This window comes from Acidovorax sp. NB1 (assembly GCF_005405905.1).
In the GTDB taxonomy this organism is placed as follows: domain Bacteria; phylum Pseudomonadota; class Gammaproteobacteria; order Burkholderiales; family Burkholderiaceae_C; genus Acidovorax.
In genome coordinates, this window is the sequence record NZ_BJHU01000029.1 from 82,731 (window position 1) to 107,529 (window position 24,799).

Sequence of the window (24,799 nt, forward strand, 5' to 3'; positions counted from 1 at the left end):
ACTCGTATGAGCCATTGCCCCGACTTCATACCTATTAAAAACCTTGTGCCTAATGACCAGCGCTTGGGACTACTGACCGACATCGACGACACCATAACCCGTGACGGAGATATCGCGCCTGAGGCGCTCACGGCCTTGACCGACCTAAGGGCATCAGGCCTGCATCTCATTCCCATTACAGGACGCCCTGTGGGATGGAGCGCGCCTTTCGCGCTGACATGGCCTGTCGACGCCATCGTGGCCGAAAACGGTGCTGTCGCCCTCATACGCCAGCCCGACGGCTCACTGGCCAAACTGTATCAACAGGACGACGCCACGCGCGCTGCCAATTTTGCCCGTATGCAGCAGGTACTGGTGGATATTGAAGCAACAATACCCGGCGCCAGACGTGCCACCGACTCCGCAGGCCGCGAGTGCGACATCGCTATCGACCACAGCGAATTCACCCAAATGCCGCAAGCTGACATCGACAGTTGTGTAGCGCTGATGCAAGCGGCCGGGATGAACGCCACCGTGAGCAGTATTCACATTAATGGCTGGTACGGCACGCATAACAAGCTGGAGGGAGCACGCTGGATCGTGCGCGAGTTGTTCGGGCGCGACCTTGATGCAGAGATCGACCGCTGGGTCTACGTGGGCGACTCCACGAACGACCAGCTCATGTTCGAGCGTTTTCCGTACAGCGTGGGCGTGGCCAACATCGCGCGGTTTGTGCCGCAGCTCACGCATCTACCGCGTTATGTGACGCAGGGCGAACGGGGCGCGGGGTTTGCGGAAGTGGCGCGGGCTATTCTGGCGGGCCGGTAGCGCGGCGGACGTAGCTGGGCCGCCACTCACGGGAAGAATCCCATTCAAAACAGGGCCCTGCGCGCAATAGGCATACGTTATTAGCTACATATTTAATAGCAAATAACGCAACCGTATCGTGAGACAACCGCAGCTACGCCTTGAGAAATATCTCCGTATCCGGCGCAAAACACGCATGCAGCGGCAGCAGCGCCCCTCCCAGCGCCCGCGCGTCGGAGCCCATGGTGCCCAGCTCCAGCCGGGGCGGCTGGTGCAGGCCTTCCCAGTTGTAGTCGGCCAGCGCGTGGCGCGCGCCCTCGCACAAGGCCTGCAGCAGTTCGGGGACTGCGGCGCCATCAACCACCACGGCGTCCAGATCCAAAAACGCAGTGGCCGAGACGATGCAGTGCGCCAAACCCGCTGCCGCGCGCGCGATCCAGCCCCGGCTGTGCTCCAGCCACGGGGCCTGCAGCACGCGCTTGTCGTAGGCGGCCATGGGGTCGAGGCCGTGCTCGCGAAAGCGCTGCTCCAGCTCCCACAGCGAGGCCTGGCTGATGAGCTGCGCGGGCGCCTGGCCCGGCTGGGCGGGTGACAGCGGCAGCGAGGCCACGGCGCCTGCGTTTCCGTGCAGGCCCCGGTGCAGGTGCGAGTTGATGACCAGCCCGCCGCCGACAAAGGTGTCCATGAACAGGTACAAAAAGCTAGGGATGTCACGCCCGCGCCCCTGCAGCAGCTCGGCCACGCAGGCGGCCGACGTGTCTTTGGCAAAGCTCACGGGCAGTTCGGTCATCTGCTGCACCTGCTCGGCCAGGTCGATGTTGTTCCAGGCTTCGGACTGCGCCTCGGTCAGCCCCAGCATGCGGTGCCAGCCGCCCAACTGGAACGGCGCTGCCACGCCCACCCCCACCACCCGCGAGCGCAGCGGGCCCAGGCCGTCGAGCAACTGGTTGAGGTGCGTGCGGATAGCGGGTAGCAGCACGTCGATGTCGGGGAAGGCGTAGTCGAGCACGATGCGCTCGCGCACATGGCCGGTGAAGTCCACCAGAAGCCAGTCGGCGCTGCGGCGACCGATCTTGATGCCGATGGCAAACGCGCCGTCGGGGTTCAGGCCAATCGGCACCGAGGGCTGGCCCACGCGGCCGCGCACGGGGGCTTCGCGGCGCAGCAGCTGATCTTCGTCGAGCCGCGCGGTGATCAGGCCGATGGTCTGCGCCGTGAGGCCGGTGACGCGCGCCATCTCGGCCTTGGCCAGGCTGCCGTGGGTGCGCAGCGCCTGCAGCACCACGCGCTCATTGAACTGGCGCAGCCCTACGTGATTGGAGCCGCGCTGGCGCAGCAGCGCGGGGCTGGCGGCGGCGTTGTCAAGGGCGGGTGGAGATGCGTCGGTGTCCAGCATGGTGATGAAACGGTCAGGCGGTCAGAGTTTCGCCGATGACGCCCTTGCGCAGCAGGAAGTTGCCCCAGGGCTGCAGCTCGCCCGTCACCACAATGGCATAGGCCTTTTTGACGCGTTCATAGAACGCAAAACGCTCCACGCCCTCGGCCTGCGCGCTGGCCACGCCCTCGCGCGCCAGCACCTGCAGGGTTTCGCGCTGGAGCGCCGAGCGGTAGGGCGCCTCGGTGCCGCCCACCTGCATGTAGGCCACGGGGTGTGCCACGTCCTGCGCAAGGGGCAGCACGCTGGCCACAGCCTCGATTGCACGCGCCATGCCGATGCCGGGCAGGCGCAGCACCGGTTTGCCCACGCCCAGACTCATGGCGGTGAAGTTGGCGTCGGCCAGCACGATGGCGTCGTCATGGCCCATTTCGGCCAGCACCTTGAGCAGGTCGGGGGTCAGCAGCGGATCAATGTTCTTCAGCATGGGGGCGTTTCAGGCGAGGCATTCGGCGGGCAAATCGGACGCAGCCATGGCCCCCGTCATCACGGCCACGGTGTCGCTCATGCTGATCTTTTTCGGGTTGACCACCGCCGCACGCTTGCCCAGGCGGGCGATGTGGATGCGGTCGGCGATCTCGAACACATGGGGCATGTTGTGGCTGATGAGGATCACGGGCAGGCCCTTGTCGCGCACGCGGCGGATCAGCTCCAGCACCATGTTGCCCTCCTTCACGCCCAGGGCCGCGGTGGGCTCGTCCATGATGACGACATGGCGCGCAAACGCTGCGGCGCGCGCCACGGCCACGCACTGGCGCTGGCCGCCCGACAGGGTTTCCACCGCCTGCGTCATGGAGCGGATGCCCACCTTCAGCTCGGCCATGCGGGCCACGCTTTCTTCGAGCATCTTCTTCTTGTCGAGCATGCGCAGCGCGCTGCCCAGTAGACCAGGGCGGCGCAATTCGCGGCCCAGGAACAGGTTTTCGGCAATCGTCATGGCTGGGGCCACGGCCAGGTCCTGGTACACGGTTTCGATGCCCGCGCGGCGCGCGTCGATGGGGCTCTTGAACTGGATGCGCTGGCCGTCGAGCAGTATCTCGCCTTCGTCGGGCACCGTGGCGCCCGACAGCGCCTTGATCAGGCTGGACTTGCCCGCGCCGTTGTCGCCGATCACGGCCAGGATTTCGCCAGCGCGCAGTTCAAAGTCGGCGCCATCCAGCGCAGTGACCTGCCCGTAGCGCTTGACCAGGCCCTTGGCCTGCATGACCAGCGGGGCGTTCGCTGCCTGGGTCGTTGTGTGGGTGGAGTTGCTCATGATCAACGCACTCCTTTGCGCGAGAGTTGGTCGGTGGCCACGGCCAGGATCACGAGGATGCCGGTGACCAGAATTTGGTACACCGACGACACCCCCATCAGCGTGAGCCCGTTGCGGAACACGCCCACAATGAGCGCCCCCACCAGCGTGCCCAGGATGACGCCGCGCCCGCCAAACAGGCTGGTGCCGCCCAGCACCACGGCGCTGATGGCATCGAGGTTTTCGGTCTGGCCCGCATTGGGGTCGCCCGCGCCGGTGCGTGCCACCGACAGCACCGACGCGATGCCGTAGAAAAGGCCCGCCAAAACGTATACACCCAGCAGCACCTTGTCGGTGGCGATGCCAGTGAGGCGCGTGGCCTCGGGGCTGTTGCCCACGGCGTACACATGGCGGCCCGGCGCGGTCTCGCGCAGCGCAAACCAGGTGACGAGGTACAGCACCAGCATCAGCACCGCGCCCCACACGATGGCGGTCTGCCCCAGCTGGAAGGTGTTGCCCAGTGCGGTCATGCCCGCAGGGATGTCGGTGATGGTCTGCGCGCCCGAATACAGCTGCGTGGCGGCGAACGCGATGTTGAGCGTGCCCAGGGTCACGATGAAGGGAGGCAGCTTGATCTTGGTGACCAAGAGGCCGTTGACCAAGCCGAACAGCATGGTCACGGCCATACCGCATGCAATTGCCACGGGGGCCGAGAGGCCGTAGTCAGCAGCCATCTTGGTCATCACGATGCCGCCCAGCGCCATCACCATGCCACACGACAGATCAATGCCGGCCGTGAGGATGACCAGCGTCTGACCGATGGCGATGACTGCCACCACCATGACCTGCTGCAGGATGAGCGCGAAGTTCTGCGCCGACAGAAAACGCTCGCTCTGCGTGGCAAAAAAGGCGCACGCCAGGATCAGCGCGATGAACGGCCCCAGCGTGGCCAGGGGCGGTAGTTTGGAAGCGGTCGAGGACATGGCGGCTCCGTGCGGGTGGATGAGGAGACTCTCAGAGAGAAGACGTTTTTTCAGAGCTGCTCGCAAAACTCAGCGAAGCGGTTCTGGCTCGGCGCTGCGTCGCAAGCAGTACGACACGACGCAGCAACGACGCCAGAAGAGTTTTTCGAACGGCTCTTACTTGGCGCCCCAGCACAGGTCGGTGCCGGTCTTCACATCCTTGCTGTCCACGCCCGCCATGGGCTTGGCAGCGATCAGCGTCACGCCGGTGTCGGTGTAGCCGCTGACCTTCTTGCCGGTCTTGGCGTATTCCACGCCTGCCGCCACGCCCATGGCGGCCATGCGCAGCGGGTACTGCTGGCTGGTGGCGGCGATCACGCCCTTGCCCACATCGGCAATGCCTGCGCAGCCACCGTCCACCGAGACGATGAGCACGTTCTTCTCCTTGCCTGCGGCCTTGAGCGCGTTGTAGGCACCGGCGGCGGCGGGCTCGTTGATGGTGTAGACGATGTTGATGTCGGGGTTCTTCTGCAGGCAGTTTTCCATGCCGGTCTGGCCCTTGGCGCGGTCGCCAAAGCTGTCGGCCATGCAGACCACTTCGGCGGGGCGCGACAGCTCGTTGCTCTTGGCATCGTGGGCCTGCAGGCCAAAGCCCTTCAAGAATCCGTTGTGCCGCTGCGCGCCCACCGGGTGGCCGGGGAAAAGATCCAGCGTGGCGATGACGGGCTTCTTGCCCGCAGCGGCGGCCTTGGCGTACTGGCCGATCAGCTCACCCGCCTTGTAGTTGTCGGTGGCAAACAGCGCGTCCGTCGCATCCATGGGCTCGGTGGGGCTGTCGAGTGCAATCACCATCACGCCGCGTGCCTGCGCCTTCTTGATGGCGGGCACGATCGCCTTGGCATCGCTGGGGGTGATGAGGATGGTCTTGGCGCCTGCGGCGATCAGGTTCTCCATGGCCGTGACCTGGCCCGCGTTGTCGCCGTCGGTCTTGCCTGCCGCCGACACCAGCTTGGCGCCCAGCTTCTTGGCCTCGGCCGTGGCGCCCTCTTTCATTTTCACGAAGAAGGGGTTGGTCTCGGTCTTGGTGATGAGGCCGATGACGGGCTCGGACGTTTGTGCCTGGGCCAGGCCACAGGCCAGGGCGCCGGTAAGGGCAAGGGCAGAAAGCGCGAAAGCGGGGTTGCGTTGCATGGCGTTGTCTCCGGGTGTTGGGATGGCAGATTCCTGTCGGCCCCGTGCTGCGCGGCTGGCAGGTGAACCACTCTTGTCGGGTGGATGGGATCGAACTATAGTGGCCGACAAGTTAATAAATCAAGTGGATTTACTTATGGTTTTCCCTATCCAGCCCGCCGGTTCTGCCCCCGCCTCCAGCGCACCCACCGCCCCGCCGCTGCGCGTGGCCACGGCGGGTGAGGCCTTGTTCGACCTGATCGAAGAGCCGGACGGCCGCCTGAAACCCTGTGCGGGCGGCGCGGTCTACAACCTCACCCGCGCGCTGGGCCTGCAGGGCGTGGGCACGCAGTACCTCAACCCGCTATCAGGCGACATGCTGGGGCGGCAATTGGCGCGCGGGCTGCACGATGCGGGCGTGGTCCTGGCAGCGCCTACGCCGGTGCGCGCGCCCAGTGCGCTGGCGCTGGCCGCGTTGGACGGCGAGGGCAAGGCCAGCTACAGCTTCTACCGCGAGGGGGTGGCCGACCGCCAGGTGACGGCCGCAGCGCTGACGGCCGCCTGCGCTGCGCTGCCTGAGCTGCAGGTAGTGGCCACCGGCTGCCTGGCGCTGGTGGCGCAGGACGCCGCCATCTACCAGCCCTGGCTGGCAGCACAGCGCGCAGCGGGCCGCATGGTGGTGGTGGACGCCAACCTGCGCCTGTCGGCCGTGGACGATGCCGATGCGGACGCCTACCGCGCCAATGTGATGGCCGCCCTGCAGCACGCCCACCTCATCAAGGTGAGTGACGACGACCTGGAAGCGCTGGCCGTTCCGGGAACCACTGCGCTGGAGCGCGCCCACTATTTGCAGCAGCAAACACAGGCGCAATGGCTTGCCCTGACCCTGGGGCCAGAAGGCGCCTGGCTGCTGCAGCGTAATGGGCAGGCCGTGCATGCGCGCGAAGAGGTGCCGATCACGGTGGTGGACACGGTGGGGGCGGGCGACTGTTTTCTGGCGGGGTTGATCACCGCCTTGCTGGCCGGGCCCGAGCGGGGGGAGGAAGCGCTGGCCCTGCGCGCGGGGGGCATCACGGCGCCCACCACGGAAGCCCGGCTGCGCACCGTGCTGCACCACGCGCTGGCGAGTGCCAGCCATTGCGTAGAGCGGGCGGGCTGCACGCCACCGCGCTACGAAGAAGTGCGAGAAAGGCTGGCGCTGCGGTGCTCAACGACCGCAGCGGGCCGGTAGCCCTTACTCAGCGGATTTGGCCGCCGGTTTGCGGGCCCGGCTGCGGGGACGGGCAGCAGGGGCCTTGGCGGGCGTGGCGCCTTCTGCCTCCGCAGCAGAGGCCTCGGGCGCGGCGGCGGGAGGTTCGGCATGGACCGCTTCACCCACATCCTCCCCAGCACGCGCACCGCGTGCACGGGGCGTGGCGGCCTTGCGGGTGCTGGCGCCCGACTTTGCGCTGTCTCCACTACGTGCACGACTGCGGCGAGGGGCTGCGGCTTCAGAGAGGTCGGCCTCGGTGGATGCGCTGACCTCCGGGGTGTCCGCGCCCTCTTCCGCTTCGGGGCGCAGCGCTTGCGGCGCGCTGGTGTCGATCACCGGCTCTGGCAGCACCGCTTCAGGAGCAACGGGCTGGCTGAAATAGCGGCTGGCCGGGCGCTCAGCGGGGGCCTCGACCTGCTCGGCCTCAAAGTGTTCATTGCGCTGCGTGGGGCGCGTTTCTGCACGATCTGCGCGGTCCGCCCCGTCACCACGGCGCCCTCGGCTGCGGCCCTGTGCGCCCTGCCCTTCGCTGTTGTCAGAACGCAGATCGGGTGCCGTCGCTACCGCATGGAAATCGTGCCGCGTCGCCCCGCCCTGGCCGGTGCGCTCATTGGTGCGCTCACCGGTGCCTTCAGTCCGTGCGGGCGCGACTGGGGCGCTCGGCCCACCATGGCTGCGGTACACGTACGCGCCCGATTTTTCATCGCGCCCAAACTCCAGCAGCCCACGCGCCTGCGCTTCTTCGAGCAGGTTGCCAAAGGTGCGGAAGCCATAACGTCCTTCACTGAAATCGGGCTTGCGGCGCTTGATGGCCTCCTTGAGCACCGAGGCCCAGATCTTGCCCGTGTCGCCCCGCTCCAGCAGCAGGGCCTCGAAGGTTTCGGCCGCCAGCTCCACGCCCTGGGTACGGCGTGCGTCCTGGCTTTCCTTGCGGCTGCGTTCTTCTTCGGGGCTGCGACGGGGTGCGGGTGGCGGGTTGCTACCAGGGCTTTGGCGGCGGGCCTGCGCGCGCTGGTTTTCGCGCACCAGGTCGTCATAGAAGATGAACTCGTCGCAGTTGGCAATCAGCAAGTCGGACGTGGACTGCTTCACGCCCACGCCGATGACCTGCTTGTTGTTCTCGCGCAGCTTGGACACGAGCGGCGAGAAGTCCGAGTCGCCGCTGATGATGACGAAGGTGTTGACGTGCGACTTGGTGTAGCAAAGGTCCAGCGCGTCCACCACCAGGCGGATGTCGGCCGAATTTTTGCCCGACTGGCGCACGTGTGGGATTTCGATCAGCTCGAAATTCGCCTCGTGCATGGTGGCCTTGAAGCCCTTGTAGCGCTCCCAGTCGCAATAGGCCTTCTTGACCACGATGGAGCCCTTGAGCAGCAGGCGCTCCAGGATGGGCTTGATGTCGAACTTTTCGTACTGCGCATCGCGCACGCCCAGGGCGACGTTTTCAAAGTCGCAGAACAGGGCCATGCTGATGCTGTCGGAGGGGGATGCCATATCGTGTGTGAGTTCCGTTCAATGCTGCGGATCATCACACGGAACGCATTGCCCCCTCCGAAGGGCGTGGCCTCAGGTGGGTTTGGCCAAGCCCAGTTTCTCGACCAACGCCTTCTCGCGGGTGAAGGTGTCCTGCGCAAACTTCTTGTACGCCGACGTGCTCATGTACATGGGCACCATGTCGTAGCGGGCGAGGGCCGTCTTGTAGCTGTCCTGCTCCATGGCCTGCTTGAAGGCGTCGTGCAGGCGCTTGACCACCGCGTCGGGAGTGCCCTTGGGCGCGCCGATGCCAAAGGGCGAGTTCTGCACCAGGTTCAGGCCCAGTTCTTTGAGCGTCGGCGCATCGGGGAACTTGGCCAGGCGCTCGGCGCCCCAGGTGTTGATCACGCGCAGCTTGCCGGCCTCGACCTGCGGCGCAAAGCCGGTGGAGTCGGCCGCCGCCATGATCTGCCCGCCCAGGATGGACTGCATGAGGTCGGCGCTGCCCTTGTAGGGCACGTGCAGCAGCTCCAGGCCCAGCTGCTGGGCGATGAGTTCCATCGTCAGGTGCGGGCTGGTCATGGTGCCGGTGGAGCCATAGCTCAGCTTGCCCGGGTTGGCCTTGGCCCAGGCCACAAAGTGTGTCCACGTCTTGAGTGGGGAGTCGGCAGGCACCACCAGGCCGAATGCATAGCCGGTGACGTTGAGCACGTAGCTGATGTCCTTGACCGGGTCCCAGTTGATCTTGGTGGTGTAAGGCAGGCGGAACACGCCCAGCGGAATCTGCGCCACCGTGTAGCCGTCGGCTGGAGAAGTTTGCAGCTGCTGTGCGGGCAATGTGCCGCCCGCGCCGGGCTTGTTCTCCACGATCACGGGCTGGCCCAGGATCTTGCTGGCGTTGTCGGCCAGGGACCGCATGGTGATGTCGGTGGGGCCACCGGCCGGGAAGGCGATGACCAGCTTGATGGGCTTGTTCGGAAAGCTCTGGGCCTGTGCCAGGAATGCGGGGGCGGCGAGGCTGGCGGCTCCCCATTGGATGATCTGGCGACGTTGCATGGCAGGCTCCTGAAAAAGCAAAACAAAGACTTCGCCATTGGACTGCAGCCCGTATCGCGAGGGCATGCGGAAACCCCCTAGCCGATGTCACCAAGGCGCCAGCGCGCAGCCCTTGCGCCAGTGCACCGACGGGGACGCATCACGCCTTGTAGGTGGACAGCAGGATGCTGGTTTCGGTGTTGGCAATGCCGGGCGTGAGGCGGATGCGGCCCAGGGCCGCGTCAAACGCCTCCAGGCTCTCGGCACGCACCTCGGCCACGATGTCCCAGCGGCCGTTGGTGGTGTGCAGCGTGCCCACCGTGGGCTCGCCGCGCAGTGCGCGGATCACGGCGGGGGCTGCGTTGCCTTCCACCGCAATGCTCATCCAGGCGCGGATGCGCTGGGGCTCCGAATCGGGCCGCAGGCGCACGGTGTAGCCGGTGATGACGCCGCTCTCCTCCATCTTGTGCAGGCGGTTTTGCACCGTGCCGCGCGACACGCGCAGCTTTTGCGCGAGGGTGGCCACGGGCGTGCGGGCATCAGCGCGCAGGATGCTGAGGATTTCTCGGTCGGTGTCGTCAAGCTTGCTCATGCTGATTTAGGAAGGTGGCAGATCGGCAATTTTTAGCGCATTTTGAACAATCCTGGCGCTATTGAATAGCACTGGCTGTTCAGAAAATAGGGCCATCTCTTCTTTCACCCGCTCTTTTTTGCTGCGCCCTGCCCTACCATGCCCGCCTCTGCCCAAGCCCCCAGCGCCGTTGTCATGGTGCGCCCCCACCACTTCCACCCCAACCCCGAAACCGCCGGAGACAACAGCTTTCAGGCCCGCGCCACCGGCCTGGCCGCTGATGACATTGCGCGCCAGGCGTGGGACGAAGTCACGGCCGCCGCTGCGGCGCTGGAGGCCGCTGGGCTGCGTGTGCACCTGTTCGACGACCGGGGCGAGCGCCACACGCCCGATGCGGTGTTCCCCAACAACTGGTTCTCCACCCACGCGGGCGGGCATGTGGCCATCTATCCGATGTATGCGCAGAACCGACGCCGCGAGCGGCGCAGCGATGTGATTGAGCTGCTCAAGGCCGAGTACCGCGTGCAGGACGTGATCGACTACTCGGGGCTGGAAGCCGATGGCATGTTTCTGGAAGGCACGGGCGCGATGGTGCTCGACCACATCCACCGCATCGCCTACACCGCGCAATCCCACCGCGCCGACCCCGTGGCGCTGGAGCGCTTTTGCACCCACTTCAACTACGAGCCCATGGCCTTTGCCACTGCCGATGCCCAGGGCCACCCTTGTTATCACACCAACGTGATGCTGTGCGTGGGCACCGACTTTGCGCTGGGCGGCTTTGACCTGATCACCGACCCCGCGCGGCGCCACGCCGTGTGTGCGCGGCTGCGCGAGACGGGGCGGGAGCTGATCGAACTGAGCCCCTGGCAGATCCGCGAATTCGCAGGCAATGCGCTGGAGCTGCAGGGCACACAAGGCCGGGTGCTGGCGATGTCGGCGCGTGCAGCCGCCAGCCTGTCGCCCACGCAGAAGGCGGTGATCGAACACAGCGCCACGCTGCTGCCGCTGGCCGTGCCCACCATCGAGCTGGCAGGCGGGTCGGTGCGCTGCATGCTGGCAGGCATCCACCTGGCACGGCGTGAAATTTCTCAAACAAAAAAGGCCGTTACCGCCTGATGGGCATGCCTTTATAGCTACATTTTTAATAGCAACCAACAATCCCTGCCTATGGCTGCTCCACATCCAGCCGCGCATCACAGCCGATGCCCGACGCGATCCAGCGCCGCGCCAGGGCCGACATCGCACGCACCGCCCAGGGCTGGGTGAGCCCCGTCACGCCGCCCGGGTCGGCCACCATGCCACACCAGTAGCGCTGATCCGCATCGCTCCAGCGCAGGGCCACACAGGCGCCCTTGCGGCGCCGCGACACCAGCACGCCCAGCGGGCAGGGTTCGGCCAGGCAGCACAGGCCACAACCGTTGCAGGGTGCGCCTTCGGCAGGCTTGGTCGGTGCTTCGGGGTGCAGCCACACCACGGTGGACGGGACAGGGGGTTGTGCGGGCATAGGCGGCGGCGGATGGAGCGCAGCACGGGCACAGCGCCGCGCGCGCACCACCCCATTGTGCCGCTCGGAGGCTTCTGCACACACCGGTATCGCGTGGCATGTGGGCGTGCGGAGCCCCCCCAGGGTTACCCGCAGGGCCCACCGCCGCCAGCACAAAAAAAGCCCCTGCCGCTCTCGCAGCAGGGACTGAACCGGCCGCAAGGGCCGGGGAGGGAGGCACGCAATGGGAGAGTCGAAATGCAGGCTCAGCAGCCCAGGGGGCGGTTGGGGCGCATCGGCACGATGCCGCTCACACGCAGTGTGGCGCCGGAGCCATCGGTGGCCGTCAGCGTCTTGCCGGTGAACCGCACCTGATCGCTCTCGCGCACCACGGCGGTGTCGGTGGCTTCGCCGCTTGCGTATTCCTTGCCGTCAAATGTCAGGAACACCTGGTGCAGGCTGGTGGCATCGGGGCGGTAACGAATGTCGCCAAAAGCCGTGGCGGATGAGCCCACCTTGTTGGCACCGTCAAAGCGGAAGGTGCACAGCTCTGGCACCGAGCCGATGGGGTTTTTCTTGTCCACCTCGGTGAGGTTGAGCGCGCCGTTGCCGTACACGCCGTTCAGCCCGTCGAGGGTCGCGCCACTCACGGTCAGCACACCGGGCTCGTTGCTGGGGGTGGGGTCATCGTCATTGCCGCCGCCACAGGCGACCAGCAACACGGAGGTGGCCGCGAGGGCGGTACAGGTCTTGAAGAAATGGAGCGTATTCATGGCGATGGGCGTCCTTGGATGTGGATGGAAGCTGGGGAGCGAATCCCCTGCAACCCATCGTAGGAAGCCCACCCCACAGGCGGCGTGCGCCATGTTCCGCGCTGCGCGTAGGACGGGGGCCGACGAGGCTGTGCGCTCGTCGCCCCCTGCGCTCAGCGCCTCAGCGCCTCAGCGCCTCAGCGCGCCAGCACCGGCGCCAGCGCCTTGCCCGTGTGCGTGCCTGCGGCCACCACATCCTCGGGCGTGGCCGCCGCCACGATGCGCCCGCCTGCGTTGCCACCTTCCGGCCCCAGGTCCAGAATCCAGTCGGCCTCGGCGATCACATCCAGGTCGTGCTCGATCACGATCACGCTGTGGCCGCCGTCCACCAGGCGGTGCAGCACGCGGATGAGCTTGTCCACATCGGCCATGTGCAGGCCCACGGTGGGCTCGTCCAGCACATACAGCGTGTGTGGCGCCTTCTGGCCCCGGCGGCCCACCTCGTCGCGCACCTTGGTCAGCTCGGTCACCAGCTTGATGCGCTGCGCTTCGCCTCCGGACAGCGTGGGCGACGGCTGGCCCAGCGTGAGGTAGCCCAGACCCACGTCTTTGAGCAGTTGCAGCGGGTGCGCAATGCTGGGCATGGTGGCGAAGAAGTCCACGGCTTCGTCCACCTCCATCTGCAGCACGTCGCCGATGCTCTTGCCACGCCAGGTCACGGCCAAAGTTTCGGGGTTGAAGCGCGCACCGTGGCAGGTCTCGCAGGGCACCTTCACATCGGGCAAAAAGCTCATCTCGATGGTGCGCACGCCCGCGCCTTCGCAGCTGGGGCAACGGCCTTCGCCGGTGTTGAAGCTGAAGCGCCCGGCCGCATAGCCGCGCGCCTTGGCCTCCAGCGTTTCAGCGAACAGCTTGCGGATGGTGTCCCAGAAGCCGATGTAGGTGGCAGGGCACGAACGCGGCGTTTTGCCGATGGGCGTCTGGTCCACTTCGAGCACACGGTCGATGCTCTCGAAGCCCGACAGGCCCGTGCAACCGACCAAGGGCGGCGCCTTACCCGCGTCCATCGCATCGCGTCCGGCTTTGGTACTGCGCTGCTGCACCCAGGCCTGCACGTTGGCGAGCAGCACATCGCGCGCCAGGGTGGACTTGCCCGAGCCGCTCACACCCGTCACCGCCACCAGGCGGTGCAGTGGCACGGTGGCCGTCACGTTCTGCAGGTTGTGCAGCTGCGCGCCATGCACGGTGAGCCAGCGCATCGCAGCGCGCTCCTTGGCCTCGGTGAGTGCATCGGCGGCTAGCGCAGCGGCCTGGGCAGCGCGCTTCTTCACCGCCGCGCTTTGTCGGCCAGTGGGCGCTGCCGCCTCGGCCTGAGCGAAGGCGGCTGTGGCCTCGGCGCTGACCTCGCCCGCCACCATGCTGCGGCGCAATTGCAGCGGGTGTTTCATCGCGTGCAGCAGGTAGCGGCCGGTTTGCGAATCTTCGGCAGCCGTGAGGTCGCTCACCGAGCCCTGCGCCACCAGGCGTCCGCCGCGCTTGCCGGCGCTGGGGCCAATGTCGATGATGTGGTCGGCGCGGCGGATGGTGTCTTCGTCGTGCTCCACCACCACCAGCGTGTTGCCCTTGTCGCCCAGCTTGTGCAGGGCGTTCAGCAAAATCTGATTGTCGCGCGCGTGCAGGCCGATGGTGGGCTCATCGAGCACGTAGCACACGCCCTGCAGGTTGCTGCCGAGCTGCGCGGCCAGACGGATGCGCTGCGCCTCGCCACCACTGAGCGTGGGCGCGCCCCGGTCCAGCGTGAGGTAGCCCAGGCCCACTTCTTCGAGGAATTCGAGGCGGCTCTGGATCTCGGGCACCAGGTCGCGGGCAATGTCGGCCTCGCGGGCTGTCATGCCACCTTCCACGCGCAGGGTCTCCACCCAGCGGCGCACGTCCGTGACGGACAGCGCGGCAATGTCGGTGATGCCCACGCCCGCAAACTGCACAGCGCGGGCCGTGGCGTTCAGGCGCGTGCCGCTGCAGGTCGGGCAGGCCGTGTCGGCCAGATCTTCCACCTCGGGCTCGGCAAAGGTCTGCTCGCGGCCTTTTTCCTTGTCGTCCTGCACCGAGTCGTCAAACACCTTGCGCTGGTCCTTGGTGAGCTTGACGCCCGTGCCCACGCAGTCGGAGCACCAGCCGTGTTTGCTGTTGTAGCTGAAAAGGCGCGGGTCCAGCTCGGCATAGCTGGTGGCGCACACGGGGCAGGCACGCTTGGTGGAGAACGCCTGCAGCTGGCCAATGCCCGCCGTGGGCTGGCCGCACTCCATGGCTTCGCGCAGGCCTGCGATGCCTGAGAGGACATGCACCACGCCCTTGCCGTGCGTGAGTGCGTCGGCCAGTGCGGTGCGCAGCGCCGCCTCGTTCTCGGGCGACACATCGAGGCTGGCCACGGGCAGCTCGATGGTGTGTTCCTTGAAGCGGTCGATGCGCGGGAAGTTGGTGGTGGGCAGGAAGTTGCCATCCACGCGCAGGTGCGTGTAGCCACGCGGGCGGGCCCAGTCAGCCAGCTCGGTGTAGACGCCCTTGCGGTTCATCACCAGCGGCGCGAGCAGGCCGATGTGCTGGCCACGGAACTGGGTGAGCAGCTGGGCGGCAATGCTCTCAGGCGTTTGCGGCTGCACAGCGGCGCCGTCTTTCACGCAGTGCTGCGTACCGAGCTTGACGTACAGCAGGCGCAAAAAGTGCCACACCTCGGTGGTCGTGCCCACGGTGGACTTGCGCCCGCCGCGCGAGAGGCGCTGCTCGATGGCGACGGTGGGCGGGATGCCATACACCGCATCCACCTCGGGCCTGCCTGCGGGCTGCACGATGGAGCGCGCATAGGCGTTGAGCGATTCGAGGTAGCGGCGCTGGCCTTCATTGAACAGGATGTCGAACGCGAGCGTGGACTTGCCCGAGCCGCTCACGCCGGTCACCACATTGAACTTGCCGCGCGGAATGTCCACGCTCAGGTTCTTGAGGTTGTGCTCCTTGGCGTTGACGATTTCAATGGCATTTTTGGCCTCCTGCGCGCTTCCATCTTGCCCCGACAGCTCTCTTTTTCGTAGCAACGCCGCTTTTTCGTGCACCGAATGGCCGCCCACGCCCAGCGCCAGTTCGTAGTCGCGCAGCGCCTGCCCGGTGTGCGAGGTGGCGTGCTGGCGCACGTCCTCGGGCGTGCCCTCGGCCACGATCAGGCCGCCTGCATAGCCGCCCTCCGGCCCCAGATCGATGAGCCAGTCGCTCGCGCGGATCACGTCCAGGTTGTGCTCGATGACGATGAGCGAATGCCCCGCATCGATGAGCTTGCGCAGCGCACGCATGAGCTTGGCAATGTCATCAAAGTGCAGGCCGGTGGTGGGCTCGTCGAACAGGAATAGCGTGCCTTTGCGTGCGACGGCCTGGCGGGATTTGGAGGCTGTCTTCGCCGCCTCGGCCAGGAAGCCTGCCAGCTTGAGCCGCTGCGCCTCACCGCCAGACAAGGTCGGCACCGGCTGGCCCAGCGCCACGTATTCGAGCCCCACATCCACGATGGGCTGCAGCGCGCGGATCACGTCGCGGTCGTTGGCAAACAGGGTCGCAGCCTCGGCCACGGTGAGGGCCAGCACGTCGGCCACGTTCAGCGTCTTGCCGCCGCGCTCGATGGTGATCTCCAGAATCTCGGGCCGGTAGCGCTTGCCGTCGCAGTCCGGGCAGCGCAGGTACACGTCGCTCAGGAACTGCATCTCCACATGCTCAAAGCCCGAGCCGCCGCAGGTGGGGCAGCGCCCGTCGCCGCTGTTGAAGCTGAACTTGGCGGCGGTGTAGCTGCGCTGCTTGGACAGCGGTGCCACGGCAAAGAGTTCGCGGATGCTGTCCCACGCGCCCACATAGCTCACGGGGTTGGAACGCGCGGTCTTGCCGATGGGCGACTGGTCCACAAACACCACGTCCGACAGGTGGTCGGCGCCCAGCATGCGGTCGTGCGCGCCAGGGCTGTCGGTGGCCTTACCAAAGTGGCGCAGCAACGCGGGGGCCAGCACGTCCTGGATCAGGCTGGACTTGCCCGAGCCGCTCACGCCCGTCACGGTGACCAGGCGCTGCAGCGGAAACTCCACCGTCACATCCTGCAGGTTGTGCTCGCGCGCGCCCTCCAGGATGAGGCGCGGGGTCGATTCCGTCACCATGCGCTTGAAGCCGAAGCCCACATGCTTGCGCCCGCCCAGGTAGGCGCCGGTGAGCGTGTCGGCCTGGCGCAGGTCGGTTGTCGTGCCGTCAAAAACAATCTGCCCGCCCAGGCGGCCCGGGCCGGGGCCCATGTCGATCATGCGGTCGGCCGCGAGCATCACGGCCGGGTCATGCTCGACTACCACCAGTGTGTTGCCCGCATCGCGCAGGCGCAGCATGGCCTCGGTGATGCGGTGCATGTCGCGCGGGTGCAGGCCGATGCTGGGTTCATCCAGCACAAACAGGGTGTTGACGAGGCTGGTGCCCAGGGCCGTGGTGAGATTGATGCGCTGCACTTCGCCGCCACTGAGCGTGCGGCTTTGGCGGTCGAGCGTGAGGTAGCCGATGCCCACGTCGCACAGGTATTGCAGGCGTGTGGTGATTTCTTCGTGCAACAACTTCAGCGCCTGGGCATCGCCGCCCTTGGCATCGTCACCCACCGGCAACTGCATGCGGTCGAAGAACCGACGCAGGCGGTCGATGGGCAGCAGCATCAGGTCGTGCAGACACAGGCCGGGCAGCGCTTCGAGCTGCTCGCGCGACCATTGCACGCCCTCTGGCATGAAACGCTTGCCGGGCTCCAGCACCGCGTCGGCGTCTTCCTTGCGACCGATGCGCCAGAGCAGGCTTTCCGTCTTGAGCCGCGCACCCGCGCAAGTGGGACACGGCGTGTAGCTGCGGTACTTGGACAAGAGCACACGGATGTGCATCTTGTAGGCCTTGCTCTCCAGGTACTCGAAGAAGCGCTTGATGCCGTACCACTGCTTGCTCCACTGCCCGTCCTTGTAGCCAGGGGCGCCGCCAATCACCCATTTCTTCTGGTCGTCGGTGAGCTTGTACCAGGGCGTGTCGCGCGGGATGCCTGCGGCCTCGGCGTGGCGCATGAGGTCGTCCTGCGCCTCCTGCCACGCGGGGGTCTGGATGGTCTTGATGGCGCCCGCGCGCAGCGTGAGCTTGTCGTTGGGGATGACGAGGCCGTAGTCCACCCCGATCACGCGGCCAAAGCCCCGGCAGCTGTCGCACGCGCCCACGGCGGAGTTGAACGAGAACATCGAGGGGATGGGGTCGCTGTAGCGCAGGTCACTGTCCGGGCAATGCAGGCCGGTCGAAAAGCGCCAAAGTTCCGGTTCGCCCTCGTCCACCAGCCGGTACACATTCAGCCGCCCCGTACCGCGCTTGAGCGCGACCTCAATGGCCTCGATCACCCGCGCCTTCTCGGCGTTGCCCAGGCGGAAACGGTCGGCCACCACGTCCAGCACCTTGCGCGGGCCGGTGGGCGTGGCCACCTCTCGCTCGGCCTGCACCTTGGTGAAGCCGCTGGCGGACAGCCATTGCTCGACCTGCTCGGCGCTGGTGTTGGCAGGCAACTCCACGGGGAAGGTCAGGACGATGCGCGGGTCGCCCGCTGCGGCGCTGCGCTGCTGCAGCTCGGCATAAATGGTCTCGGGCGAGTCGTGCCGCACGGGCTGCGCCGTCTGCTTGTCAAAGAGCTGGCCCGCACGCGCGAACAGCAGCTTCAGGTGGTCGTTCAGCTCCGTCATCGTGCCCACGGTGGAGCGGCTGGAGCGCACGGGGTTGGTCTGGTCGATGGCAATGGCGGGGGGCACGCCCTCGACCTTGTCCACGGCGGGCTTGTCCATGCGGTCGAGGAACTGGCGCGCGTAGGCGCTGAAGGTCTCCACATACCGGCGCTGGCCCTCGGCGTACAGCGTGTCGAACACCAGGCTGGATTTGCCCGAGCCGCTCGGCCCCGTGACCACCGTGAGTTCGCCGGTGCGGATGTCCAGGTCCAGGTTCTTGAGGTTGTGCTGGCGTGCGCCACGGATGCGGATCTGTCCCTGGGTCATGGAGGCGGTCTTTCGGGTGTGAGGCAGAACATTCTAGGGACGCCCGGAGCCCCGCGTATGCGCCAGGCGATTACCCCCGCAGGGCAGTGCGACGGGGTTTGACAAGGCACAAAAACCCACGCTGCAAAGGGTATTTCACTCGGACAAACCCCTTTGGCGCCCCGGGGGCATGCGTATAGACTGCCCCTTCACCGCGACAACAAGACACCAGCAAGAGGAGACAGCCATGAAGCAATGGCAAACACTGTGGGCCGGCCTGGCCCTGGCCCTTTCCGTGGGCAGCACCAGCCACGCCCAGATCCTGATCGGCCAGACCGCCGGGTTTTCCGGCCAGGTGGCGGCCGGGGTGAAGGAGACCACCGACGGTGCCCGGCTGTACATCGACGCCATCAACGCCAAAGGCGGTGTCAACGGTCAGAAAATCGAGCTGATCTCCCTGGACGACAAGTTCGACCCCAAGCTGGCAGCGGAAAACGCGCGCACGCTGATTGAAGACAAGAACGTCTCTGCCCTGTTCCTCAACCGGGGCACACCCCACACCGAAGCCATCCTGCCGCTGCTGGACAAACACGGCGTGGTGCTGGTGGCACCGTCCACGGGCGCCATGGTGCTGCACCAGCCCGTGCGCAAATACATCTTCAATGTGCGCGCCACCTACCAGCGCGAGGCGGAAAAGGCGATCACCCACCTGGCCTCCATGGGCATCAGCCGCGTGGCGCTGGTGTATGCGGACGACAGCTTTGGCGCCGACGGCATCCAGGGCGCACAGAAGGGCCTGGCGGCCGCCAAGCTGACCGCCGCGGTGTCCGAAAAGTTCGACCGCGCCAAGCCCGACTTCGCCCCCATTGCCGCCAAGGTGGCCAAAGCCGATGCGCAGGCGGTGCTGATGGTGGCCTCGGGCTCTGCGGTGGTGGACGCCACCAACGCCCTGCGCACAGCGGGTTCGGCCGCGCAGATCGTGACGCTGTCCAACAACGCCTCCAGCGGCTTCATCAAGAGCCTGGGTGCCAACGCCCGGGGCGTGATCGTGACCCAGGTGTTCCCCAACGAGCGGGCCGTGACCTACCCGATGGTGAAGGAAGCCCAGGAGCTGGCCAAAACCAAGGGGCTCAACGAGATCAGCCCCGCCATGCTGGAAGGCTTTGCCGCCGCCAAGGTGCTGGTGGAAGGCCTCAAGCGCGCAGGCCCCAAGCCCACCCGCGACAAGATCCAGACCGCGCTGGAAAGCATCAAGAAGCTGGACCTGGGCGGGCTGGAGGTGAACTTCAGCCCCGAGGACCATACCGGACTGGACTTTGCCGACCTGTCCATCATCGGCACGGACGGGCGCTTCCGCCGCTGAGCGCCTGGGCGCTAGGTCTACGCGTTTTTACAGTTGTCCCGCGCGGGGGCGTCCCTACACTCGGGCGCTCCACACGCAGGAGACAACCCCATGAAGAAAACTGGCCTGGCCGGCGCGCTCTGCGCCCTGGCCGCCACCCTGGGCATCGGTTCCGCCCACGCACAGATCCTGATTGGCCAGACGGTGGGCATCACCGGCTCGGCCGCAGCCACGGTGGCCGAGTCCATGCAGGGCGCCGCCCTCTACATCGACCACATCAATGCCAAAGGCGGCGTGGGCGGCCAGAAGGTCGAGGTGGTTTCGCTGGACGACAAGTTCGACCCCAAGCTCACGCTGCAGAACACCAAGACACTGATAGAAGAAAAGGGCGTGATCGGCCTGTTCATGACACGCGGCACGCCCCACACGCAGGGCATCATGCCGCTGCTGGAGCAGCACGGCGTGCCGCTGGTCGGCCCTTCCACCGGGGCCATGGTGCTGCACCAGCCGGTGCCCAAGTACATCTTCAACGTACGGGCGCCCTACCAACGCGAGGTAGAAAAGGCCATCACCCACCTCAACACCCTGGGCATCAAACGCATCGGTGTGGTGCATGTGGACGACACCTTTGGTGCGGATGGCCTTGCGGGTGCGCAGTCCGGCTTCAAGGCCAACCAGCTGGACGCCCTCTTCATCGAAAAGTTTGACCGCGCCAAGCCCGACTACAGCGCGATCGCACCCCGGGTGGCACAAAAGCAGCCGCAGGCCGTTGTTTTCATCGGCACCGGTGCGGCGGTGGTAGATGGCATCAAGGCCTTGCGTGCCGCAGGCGTCAACGGGCAGATCGTGACGCTGTCCAACAACGCATCGGGCGGCTTCGTGAAACTGCTGGGCGACCAGGCGCGGGGTGTGGTGGTCACCCAGGTGTTCCCTTCTGAGCGCTCACTCAACTACCCCGTCGTCAAGGAGGCCATGGAACTGGCGCGCGCCAAGAAGATTGCGGACCTCACCCCCGCCATGGTGGAAGGTTTTGTCAGCGCCAAGGTGCTTGTGGAAGGACTCAAGCGCGCAGGCCCCAAGCCAGACCGCGCCAAGCTGCATGCGGGGCTGGAGAGCATCAAGAAGTGGGACCTGGGCGGGGTAGAGCTGAGCTACAGCCCCACCGACCACAGTGGCCTGGTGTTTGCCGATCTTTCCATCATCGGCAGTGATGGCCGCTTCAAGCGCTGAGGCACCAAGCCGCTGACGCGCCAAAACACGGCGCAGCGGCGCCACCAAAAAAGAAGCCCGGGGCGAATGCACCGGGCTTTTTTGTGTCCCGTCATGGCTGGTTGACAGGCGCCACACAGGCACCTGCAGGCCATGCGGCGGAACGCTTACTGTGCGCTGGCAGGAGCAGCTGGAGCAGCAGGCGCCGCAGCGGGAGCTGCCACCGGCGCAGATGCAGGTGCGGCCGCACTGGCAGGGGCCTCTGGCGCGTGCACGGCATCGGCGCCGTGTTTTTCACCGCCCATGTCGGCCTTGTCGCCCGCCACGATGATCACGTACATCGACAGCGCTGCGAACAGAACGAAGCCAACAACAATCTTCCACATAACAATCTCCTTGGGTCCTTGGGAATGGGTTTGTTCAATCAAGGGGCCTGCTGACACGCAGGGTTATCGGTTGTACTGGTGCGCGGCACAAGCCCCTTGATGGAACACAGGGCCCGCCCCTTGCGGGTTGGGCCCTGCACACCGGTCGGTGCCGATCGGCAACCCCACAGGGTCACCGGTCGGGCATCACGAATCAGTCGTTGGCGTAGATGTCCACGTCCTTGGTTTCCTTGATGAACAGGCCACCAATCACCACCGTGGCACCGGCGATGATGATGGGGTACCACAGGCCGTTGTACATGTTGCCGGTCTGGGCCACGATGGCGAACGCCGTGGTGGGCAGCAGGCCGCCAAACCAGCCGTTACCAATGTGGTACGGCAGGGACATGGACGTGTAGCGGATGCGGGTCGGGAACATTTCCACCAGCATGGCGGCAATCGGGCCGTACACCATGGTCACCAGCAGCACCAGGTAGACCAGGATCGCGATGACCATGACCTTGTCGATGCGGGCGGGGTCCGCCTTGGTGGGGTAGCCAGCGGCCTTCAGAGCATCGGCCACGGCCTTCTTGAACTCGCCGTCCTTCTTCTTGGCTTCGTCAGCGGGCAGGCCCTTGCTGCTGTAGCCGGTGATGGCGGTTTCGCCGATCTTGATCACAGCAGGGGTGCCTGCTGCGGCAGGGGCGTTCTCGTAGCTCACCGAAGCGCCGGCCAGCACCTGCTTGGCGATGTCGCACGAGCTGGTGAACTTGACGGTGCCGGTGGGGTTGAACTGGAACGAGCACTCGTTGGCGTCTGCCACCACGACAACCTTGTTCTTGGCCTGGGCTTCAGCCAGGGCGGGGTTGGCCGCCTTGGTGAGTGCGCCGAACACGGGGAAGTAGGTCAGCGCGGCCAGCAAGCAGCCTGCCAGGATGATGGGCTTGCGGCCGATCTTGTCAGACAGCGAACCGAACACGATGAAGAAAGGCGTACCGATCAACAGCGAGATGGCCACGAAGATGTTGGCCGTCGCGCCGTCCACCTTCAGCGCTTGCGTCAGGAAGAACAGTGCATAGAACTGGCCCGAATACCACACCACAGCCTGGCCAGCCGTCAGGCCCACCAGTGCCAGGATCACGATCTTGAGGTTCTTCCACTCGCCGAAGGATTCCTTCAGTGGGGCCTTGGAGGTCTTGCCCTCGGCCTTCATCTTCTGGAATGCAGGCGATTCGTTCATGGCCAGGCGAATCCACACAGAGATGGCCAGCAGCACGATGGACACGATGAACGGAACGCGCCAGCCCCAGTCTGCAAAAGCCTCTTCACCCACAATGGTGCGGGTGCCCAGGATCACCATCAGCGACAGGAACAGGCCCAGCGTTGCGGTGGTCTGAATCCAGGCGGTGTAGGCACCACGGCGGCCGTGCGGAGCATGCTCGGCCACATAGGTGGCGGCGCCGCCGTACTCACCGCCCAGGGCCAGGCCCTGCAGCAGACGCAGCACAATCAGGATGATGGGAGCGGCCACACCAATCGACGCATAGGTCGGCAGGATACCCACGATGAACGTGGACAGGCCCATGATCAGGATGGTGACCAGGAAGGTGTACTTGCGGCCGATCATGTCGCCCAGGCGGCCGAAGAAGATGGCGCCGAAGGGGCGAACAATGAAGCCCGCGGCAAACGCCAGCAGCGCGAAGATGAACGCCGAGCCGGCATCCAGACCGCTGAAGAACTGCTTGGCAATGATGGCCGCGAGCGAGCCGTAGAGGTAAAAGTCGTACCACTCGAAAACAGTGCCGAGCGACGAAGCGAAGATGACCTTCCGCTCTTCGGGCGTCATCGGCCGCGGTGCGGGATGGACTGTAGCCATGGTGAATGTCTCCTGTTGGTTATTCAGACCGCGCTGCGGCGGGCTGTACGCATTCTTGGAGATTGCACTGACCACGCTCTGACGCGAAACCAACAAGAGCTTTCATCAAACTGACCGCTCTCTGACAACTTAGGGTGAAACCCGCAGCACCCCTTTCAGCATCCGGAAACAGCTCAGGACTTCGCGGGTAAACCCGATGGAAGCTGGCTGACAGCATCCCAGCCCGGGCCATCGAACCATGTGTCTCCATCGAGGTAGGCACGCAGCATGGGCAGGCTGTCGAGCCCCCAGAAAATCTTGCCGTCCACCGCAAACGCAGGCACGCCAAACACACCCGCCGCCTGCGCGGCCTCGGTGTTGGCGCGCAGCAGCGCCTTGGGGCCGTCGCTGTGCATGTCCTGCCCTGGGCGGATCTGCTCGGCCAGCTCGGCCGCCAATGCAGCCAGGCGCTCAGCATCCAGCGCATCGTGCCCGCCCTGCCACACGTGGCGCAGCACGGTGCCCGCCACAAAGCGGTTGATGCGGCCATCGTCGCTGCAGGCCAGCGCCTGGCGCAGCAACGGCAGCGGATTGAACGGGTGGCGCGCGGGCATCGAGAGCGGCGTGCCCTGGGCGTGGCCCAGCCAGGTCACGTGGCGGTAGGTCCAGGCGCGCTTGGGCGCAATGCCCGCCGGGCCGGGATTGCTGTGCTGCTGCAGCAGTGCGCCCAGCAGCACGGGCTGGTAGGCCACGCTGTAGCTCAGGCCCTCCAGCACCTCGGGCAGGCGTTCAAACGCCAGCCAGGCATAGGGCGAGACAAAGTCCAGGTAGAAGGTGATGTGCTTCATGTCAACTCTCCATGCCATCGCACGGCGACCCACCGTGCGGAAACCGTGTGCGTCCCGGGCGGGGGCAACCGCGCAGGGGCCACCCCGCCGCACTGGCTGCGCCCACCTGCCCGCATCGCGCAGCCATGCAAAAGCGGGAGGACGCGGCGCAACCGCTCAAGGGGATGTCTCAAGGCCAATGCCTGCACGGCCGAGCAGCTGCACCCAGATGCCCCGGCGCAGGTTGCCATCGGCGCGCGACCAGAGGCGGATCTCGTCCAGCGTGCGAAAGCAGCCTTCGCAGTGGCTGCGGTCGGGGGACATGCGGCACACCGAGATGCAGGGAGAGGGCACGGGCTCGGCATTTTCATGGTCAAAATGGCCGTCTGCGCGCAACTGAATTGCCTTGGCAGCTAGCAAATCAATAGCATTCATGCCGCGACCGGTGCCTGGACCACATCCACCACCGGGGCGCCCGTCAGGCGCTGCAGATCGCTGGGGTGCAGTGCAAACACACCGTGCGGGTGCCCTGCGGCGGCCCACACCACTTCAAAGCGCAGCAGGTCCTGGTCGATGAGCGTGACAGGAGGCGTGGAGTGCGCCACGGGCGATACGCCGCCGATGGAAAAGCCCGTGCGGCTCTTCACAAAGTCGGCATCGGCGCGGCCGATCTTGCCGCCCACATGGGCCTCCACCTTTTTCTCGTCCACCCGCCGGTCGCCCGAGGTGACCACCAGCACGGCCACGTCGTCGCTCTTGCGGCGGAAGATGATGCTCTTGGCAATCTGTCCCACGGCAATGCCCAGCGCATCTGCCGCCTGCTGCGCGGTGCGCGCGGCGTCGTCCAGCATCTGCGGGCGGTGGGGGTGGCCCAGGGATTCGAGCGCTGCAGCCACGCGCTGCACGCCCTCGGGCAGGTTTTTCAGTTCAGCTCCACACATCGTTTTTCACTCCGAAATCACAGTCGTCTCGGGTATTTTGACCGCATGGCGCCA

21 protein-coding genes are annotated in these 24,799 nt (G+C 66.0%); 5 read left to right on the forward strand and 16 right to left on the reverse strand.

Annotated features, from left to right (window positions below; all coding sequences use genetic code 11):
• The first annotated feature begins 6 nt into the window (after positions 1-6).
• Positions 7-807 carry an HAD-IIB family hydrolase gene (locus AvAM_RS14820; protein WP_137747754.1) on the forward strand — a complete coding sequence of 267 codons (801 nt, stop codon included), beginning with the start codon at positions 7-9 and terminating at the stop codon, positions 805-807.
• Between the two features lie 133 nt (positions 808-940).
• Here the strand turns inward: AvAM_RS14820 and AvAM_RS14825 are convergent, their stop codons facing one another.
• From AvAM_RS14825 to AvAM_RS14845, 5 genes are all read right to left on the reverse strand, one after another.
• Entirely contained in the window at positions 941-2,182 is a 1,242-nt protein-coding gene (locus AvAM_RS14825) for an ROK family transcriptional regulator (RefSeq protein ID WP_137747755.1), read from the reverse strand.
• A 13-nt stretch (positions 2,183-2,195) separates the two neighbouring features.
• On the reverse strand, positions 2,196-2,648 hold the full coding sequence (locus AvAM_RS14830) for an RbsD/FucU family protein (RefSeq protein ID WP_137747756.1): 453 nt from the start codon (positions 2,646-2,648) through the stop codon (positions 2,196-2,198).
• A gap of 9 nt (positions 2,649-2,657) precedes the next feature.
• The gene (locus tag AvAM_RS14835; RefSeq protein ID WP_137747757.1) at positions 2,658-3,476 is read right to left on the reverse strand and encodes an ATP-binding cassette domain-containing protein; all 819 of its coding nucleotides are present in this window, start codon (positions 3,474-3,476) and stop codon (positions 2,658-2,660) included.
• Positions 3,477-3,478: 2 nt separating this feature from the next.
• Positions 3,479-4,438, reverse strand: a complete 960-nt coding sequence (locus AvAM_RS14840) for an ABC transporter permease (protein ID WP_137747758.1) — start codon at positions 4,436-4,438, stop codon at positions 3,479-3,481.
• A 156-nt stretch (positions 4,439-4,594) separates the two neighbouring features.
• Entirely contained in the window at positions 4,595-5,608 is a 1,014-nt protein-coding gene (locus tag AvAM_RS14845; protein WP_137747759.1) for a sugar ABC transporter substrate-binding protein, read from the reverse strand.
• Positions 5,609-5,744: 136 nt separating this feature from the next.
• Between AvAM_RS14845 and AvAM_RS14850 the strand changes: the two genes are divergently transcribed.
• Positions 5,745-6,818, forward strand: coding sequence for a PfkB family carbohydrate kinase (locus tag AvAM_RS14850; protein WP_137747760.1), 1,074 nt, complete (start codon positions 5,745-5,747; stop codon positions 6,816-6,818).
• A 3-nt stretch (positions 6,819-6,821) separates the two neighbouring features.
• Here AvAM_RS14850 and AvAM_RS14855 read toward each other — a convergent pair whose 3' ends face one another.
• From AvAM_RS14855 to AvAM_RS14865, 3 genes are all read right to left on the reverse strand, one after another.
• Entirely contained in the window at positions 6,822-8,333 is a 1,512-nt protein-coding gene (locus AvAM_RS14855) for an NYN domain-containing protein (protein WP_137747761.1), read from the reverse strand.
• A 72-nt stretch (positions 8,334-8,405) separates the two neighbouring features.
• Entirely contained in the window at positions 8,406-9,368 is a 963-nt protein-coding gene (locus AvAM_RS14860) for a tripartite tricarboxylate transporter substrate binding protein (protein WP_137747762.1), read from the reverse strand.
• Positions 9,369-9,507: 139 nt separating this feature from the next.
• On the reverse strand, positions 9,508-9,939 hold the full coding sequence (locus AvAM_RS14865; RefSeq protein ID WP_137747763.1) for an Lrp/AsnC family transcriptional regulator: 432 nt from the start codon (positions 9,937-9,939) through the stop codon (positions 9,508-9,510).
• 138 nt (positions 9,940-10,077) lie between these two features.
• On the opposite strand from AvAM_RS14865, the gene ctlX reads away from it, so the two are divergent.
• Entirely contained in the window at positions 10,078-11,037 is a 960-nt protein-coding gene (gene ctlX, locus AvAM_RS14870; RefSeq protein ID WP_137747764.1) for a citrulline utilization hydrolase CtlX, read from the forward strand.
• A gap of 49 nt (positions 11,038-11,086) precedes the next feature.
• Here ctlX and AvAM_RS14875 read toward each other — a convergent pair whose 3' ends face one another.
• From AvAM_RS14875 to uvrA, 3 genes are all read right to left on the reverse strand, one after another.
• Positions 11,087-11,425, reverse strand: coding sequence for a hypothetical protein (locus AvAM_RS14875; protein ID WP_137747765.1), 339 nt, complete (start codon positions 11,423-11,425; stop codon positions 11,087-11,089).
• A 245-nt stretch (positions 11,426-11,670) separates the two neighbouring features.
• Positions 11,671-12,177: a hypothetical protein gene (locus AvAM_RS14880; protein ID WP_137747766.1), complete on the reverse strand. Its 507-nt coding sequence runs from the start codon at positions 12,175-12,177 to the stop codon at positions 11,671-11,673.
• Positions 12,178-12,353: 176 nt separating this feature from the next.
• The gene (uvrA, locus tag AvAM_RS14885; protein ID WP_137747767.1) at positions 12,354-18,227 is read right to left on the reverse strand and encodes an excinuclease ABC subunit UvrA; all 5,874 of its coding nucleotides are present in this window, start codon (positions 18,225-18,227) and stop codon (positions 12,354-12,356) included.
• Between the two features lie 226 nt (positions 18,228-18,453).
• Here uvrA and AvAM_RS14890 point away from each other — a divergent pair, with 226 nt between their 5' ends.
• The gene (locus AvAM_RS14890; RefSeq protein WP_137747768.1) at positions 18,454-19,569 is read left to right on the forward strand and encodes an ABC transporter substrate-binding protein; all 1,116 of its coding nucleotides are present in this window, start codon (positions 18,454-18,456) and stop codon (positions 19,567-19,569) included.
• 90 nt (positions 19,570-19,659) lie between these two features.
• A complete protein-coding gene (locus tag AvAM_RS14895) occupies positions 19,660-20,778 on the forward strand; it encodes an ABC transporter substrate-binding protein (RefSeq protein ID WP_137747769.1) in 1,119 nt (372 codons plus the stop codon).
• 146 nt (positions 20,779-20,924) lie between these two features.
• On the opposite strand, the gene AvAM_RS14900 is transcribed toward AvAM_RS14895, so the two are convergent.
• The 5 genes from AvAM_RS14900 to AvAM_RS14920 all read right to left on the reverse strand — a co-directional run bounded on the left by AvAM_RS14900 (position 20,925) and on the right by AvAM_RS14920 (position 24,745).
• Positions 20,925-21,143, reverse strand: coding sequence for a hypothetical protein (locus AvAM_RS14900; RefSeq protein WP_137747770.1), 219 nt, complete (start codon positions 21,141-21,143; stop codon positions 20,925-20,927).
• 193 nt (positions 21,144-21,336) lie between these two features.
• Positions 21,337-22,998: an MFS transporter gene (locus AvAM_RS14905; protein WP_137747771.1), complete on the reverse strand. Its 1,662-nt coding sequence runs from the start codon at positions 22,996-22,998 to the stop codon at positions 21,337-21,339.
• A 173-nt stretch (positions 22,999-23,171) separates the two neighbouring features.
• Positions 23,172-23,825, reverse strand: coding sequence for a 2-hydroxychromene-2-carboxylate isomerase (locus AvAM_RS14910; protein ID WP_137747772.1), 654 nt, complete (start codon positions 23,823-23,825; stop codon positions 23,172-23,174).
• 156 nt (positions 23,826-23,981) lie between these two features.
• On the reverse strand, positions 23,982-24,239 hold the full coding sequence (locus AvAM_RS14915) for a DUF1289 domain-containing protein (RefSeq protein WP_137747773.1): 258 nt from the start codon (positions 24,237-24,239) through the stop codon (positions 23,982-23,984).
• The gene (locus tag AvAM_RS14920; RefSeq protein WP_137747774.1) at positions 24,236-24,745 is read right to left on the reverse strand and encodes a YbaK/EbsC family protein; all 510 of its coding nucleotides are present in this window, start codon (positions 24,743-24,745) and stop codon (positions 24,236-24,238) included. Before AvAM_RS14920 ends, AvAM_RS14915 begins: the two co-directional genes overlap by 4 nt.
• Between the last annotated feature and the right edge of the window lie 54 nt (positions 24,746-24,799).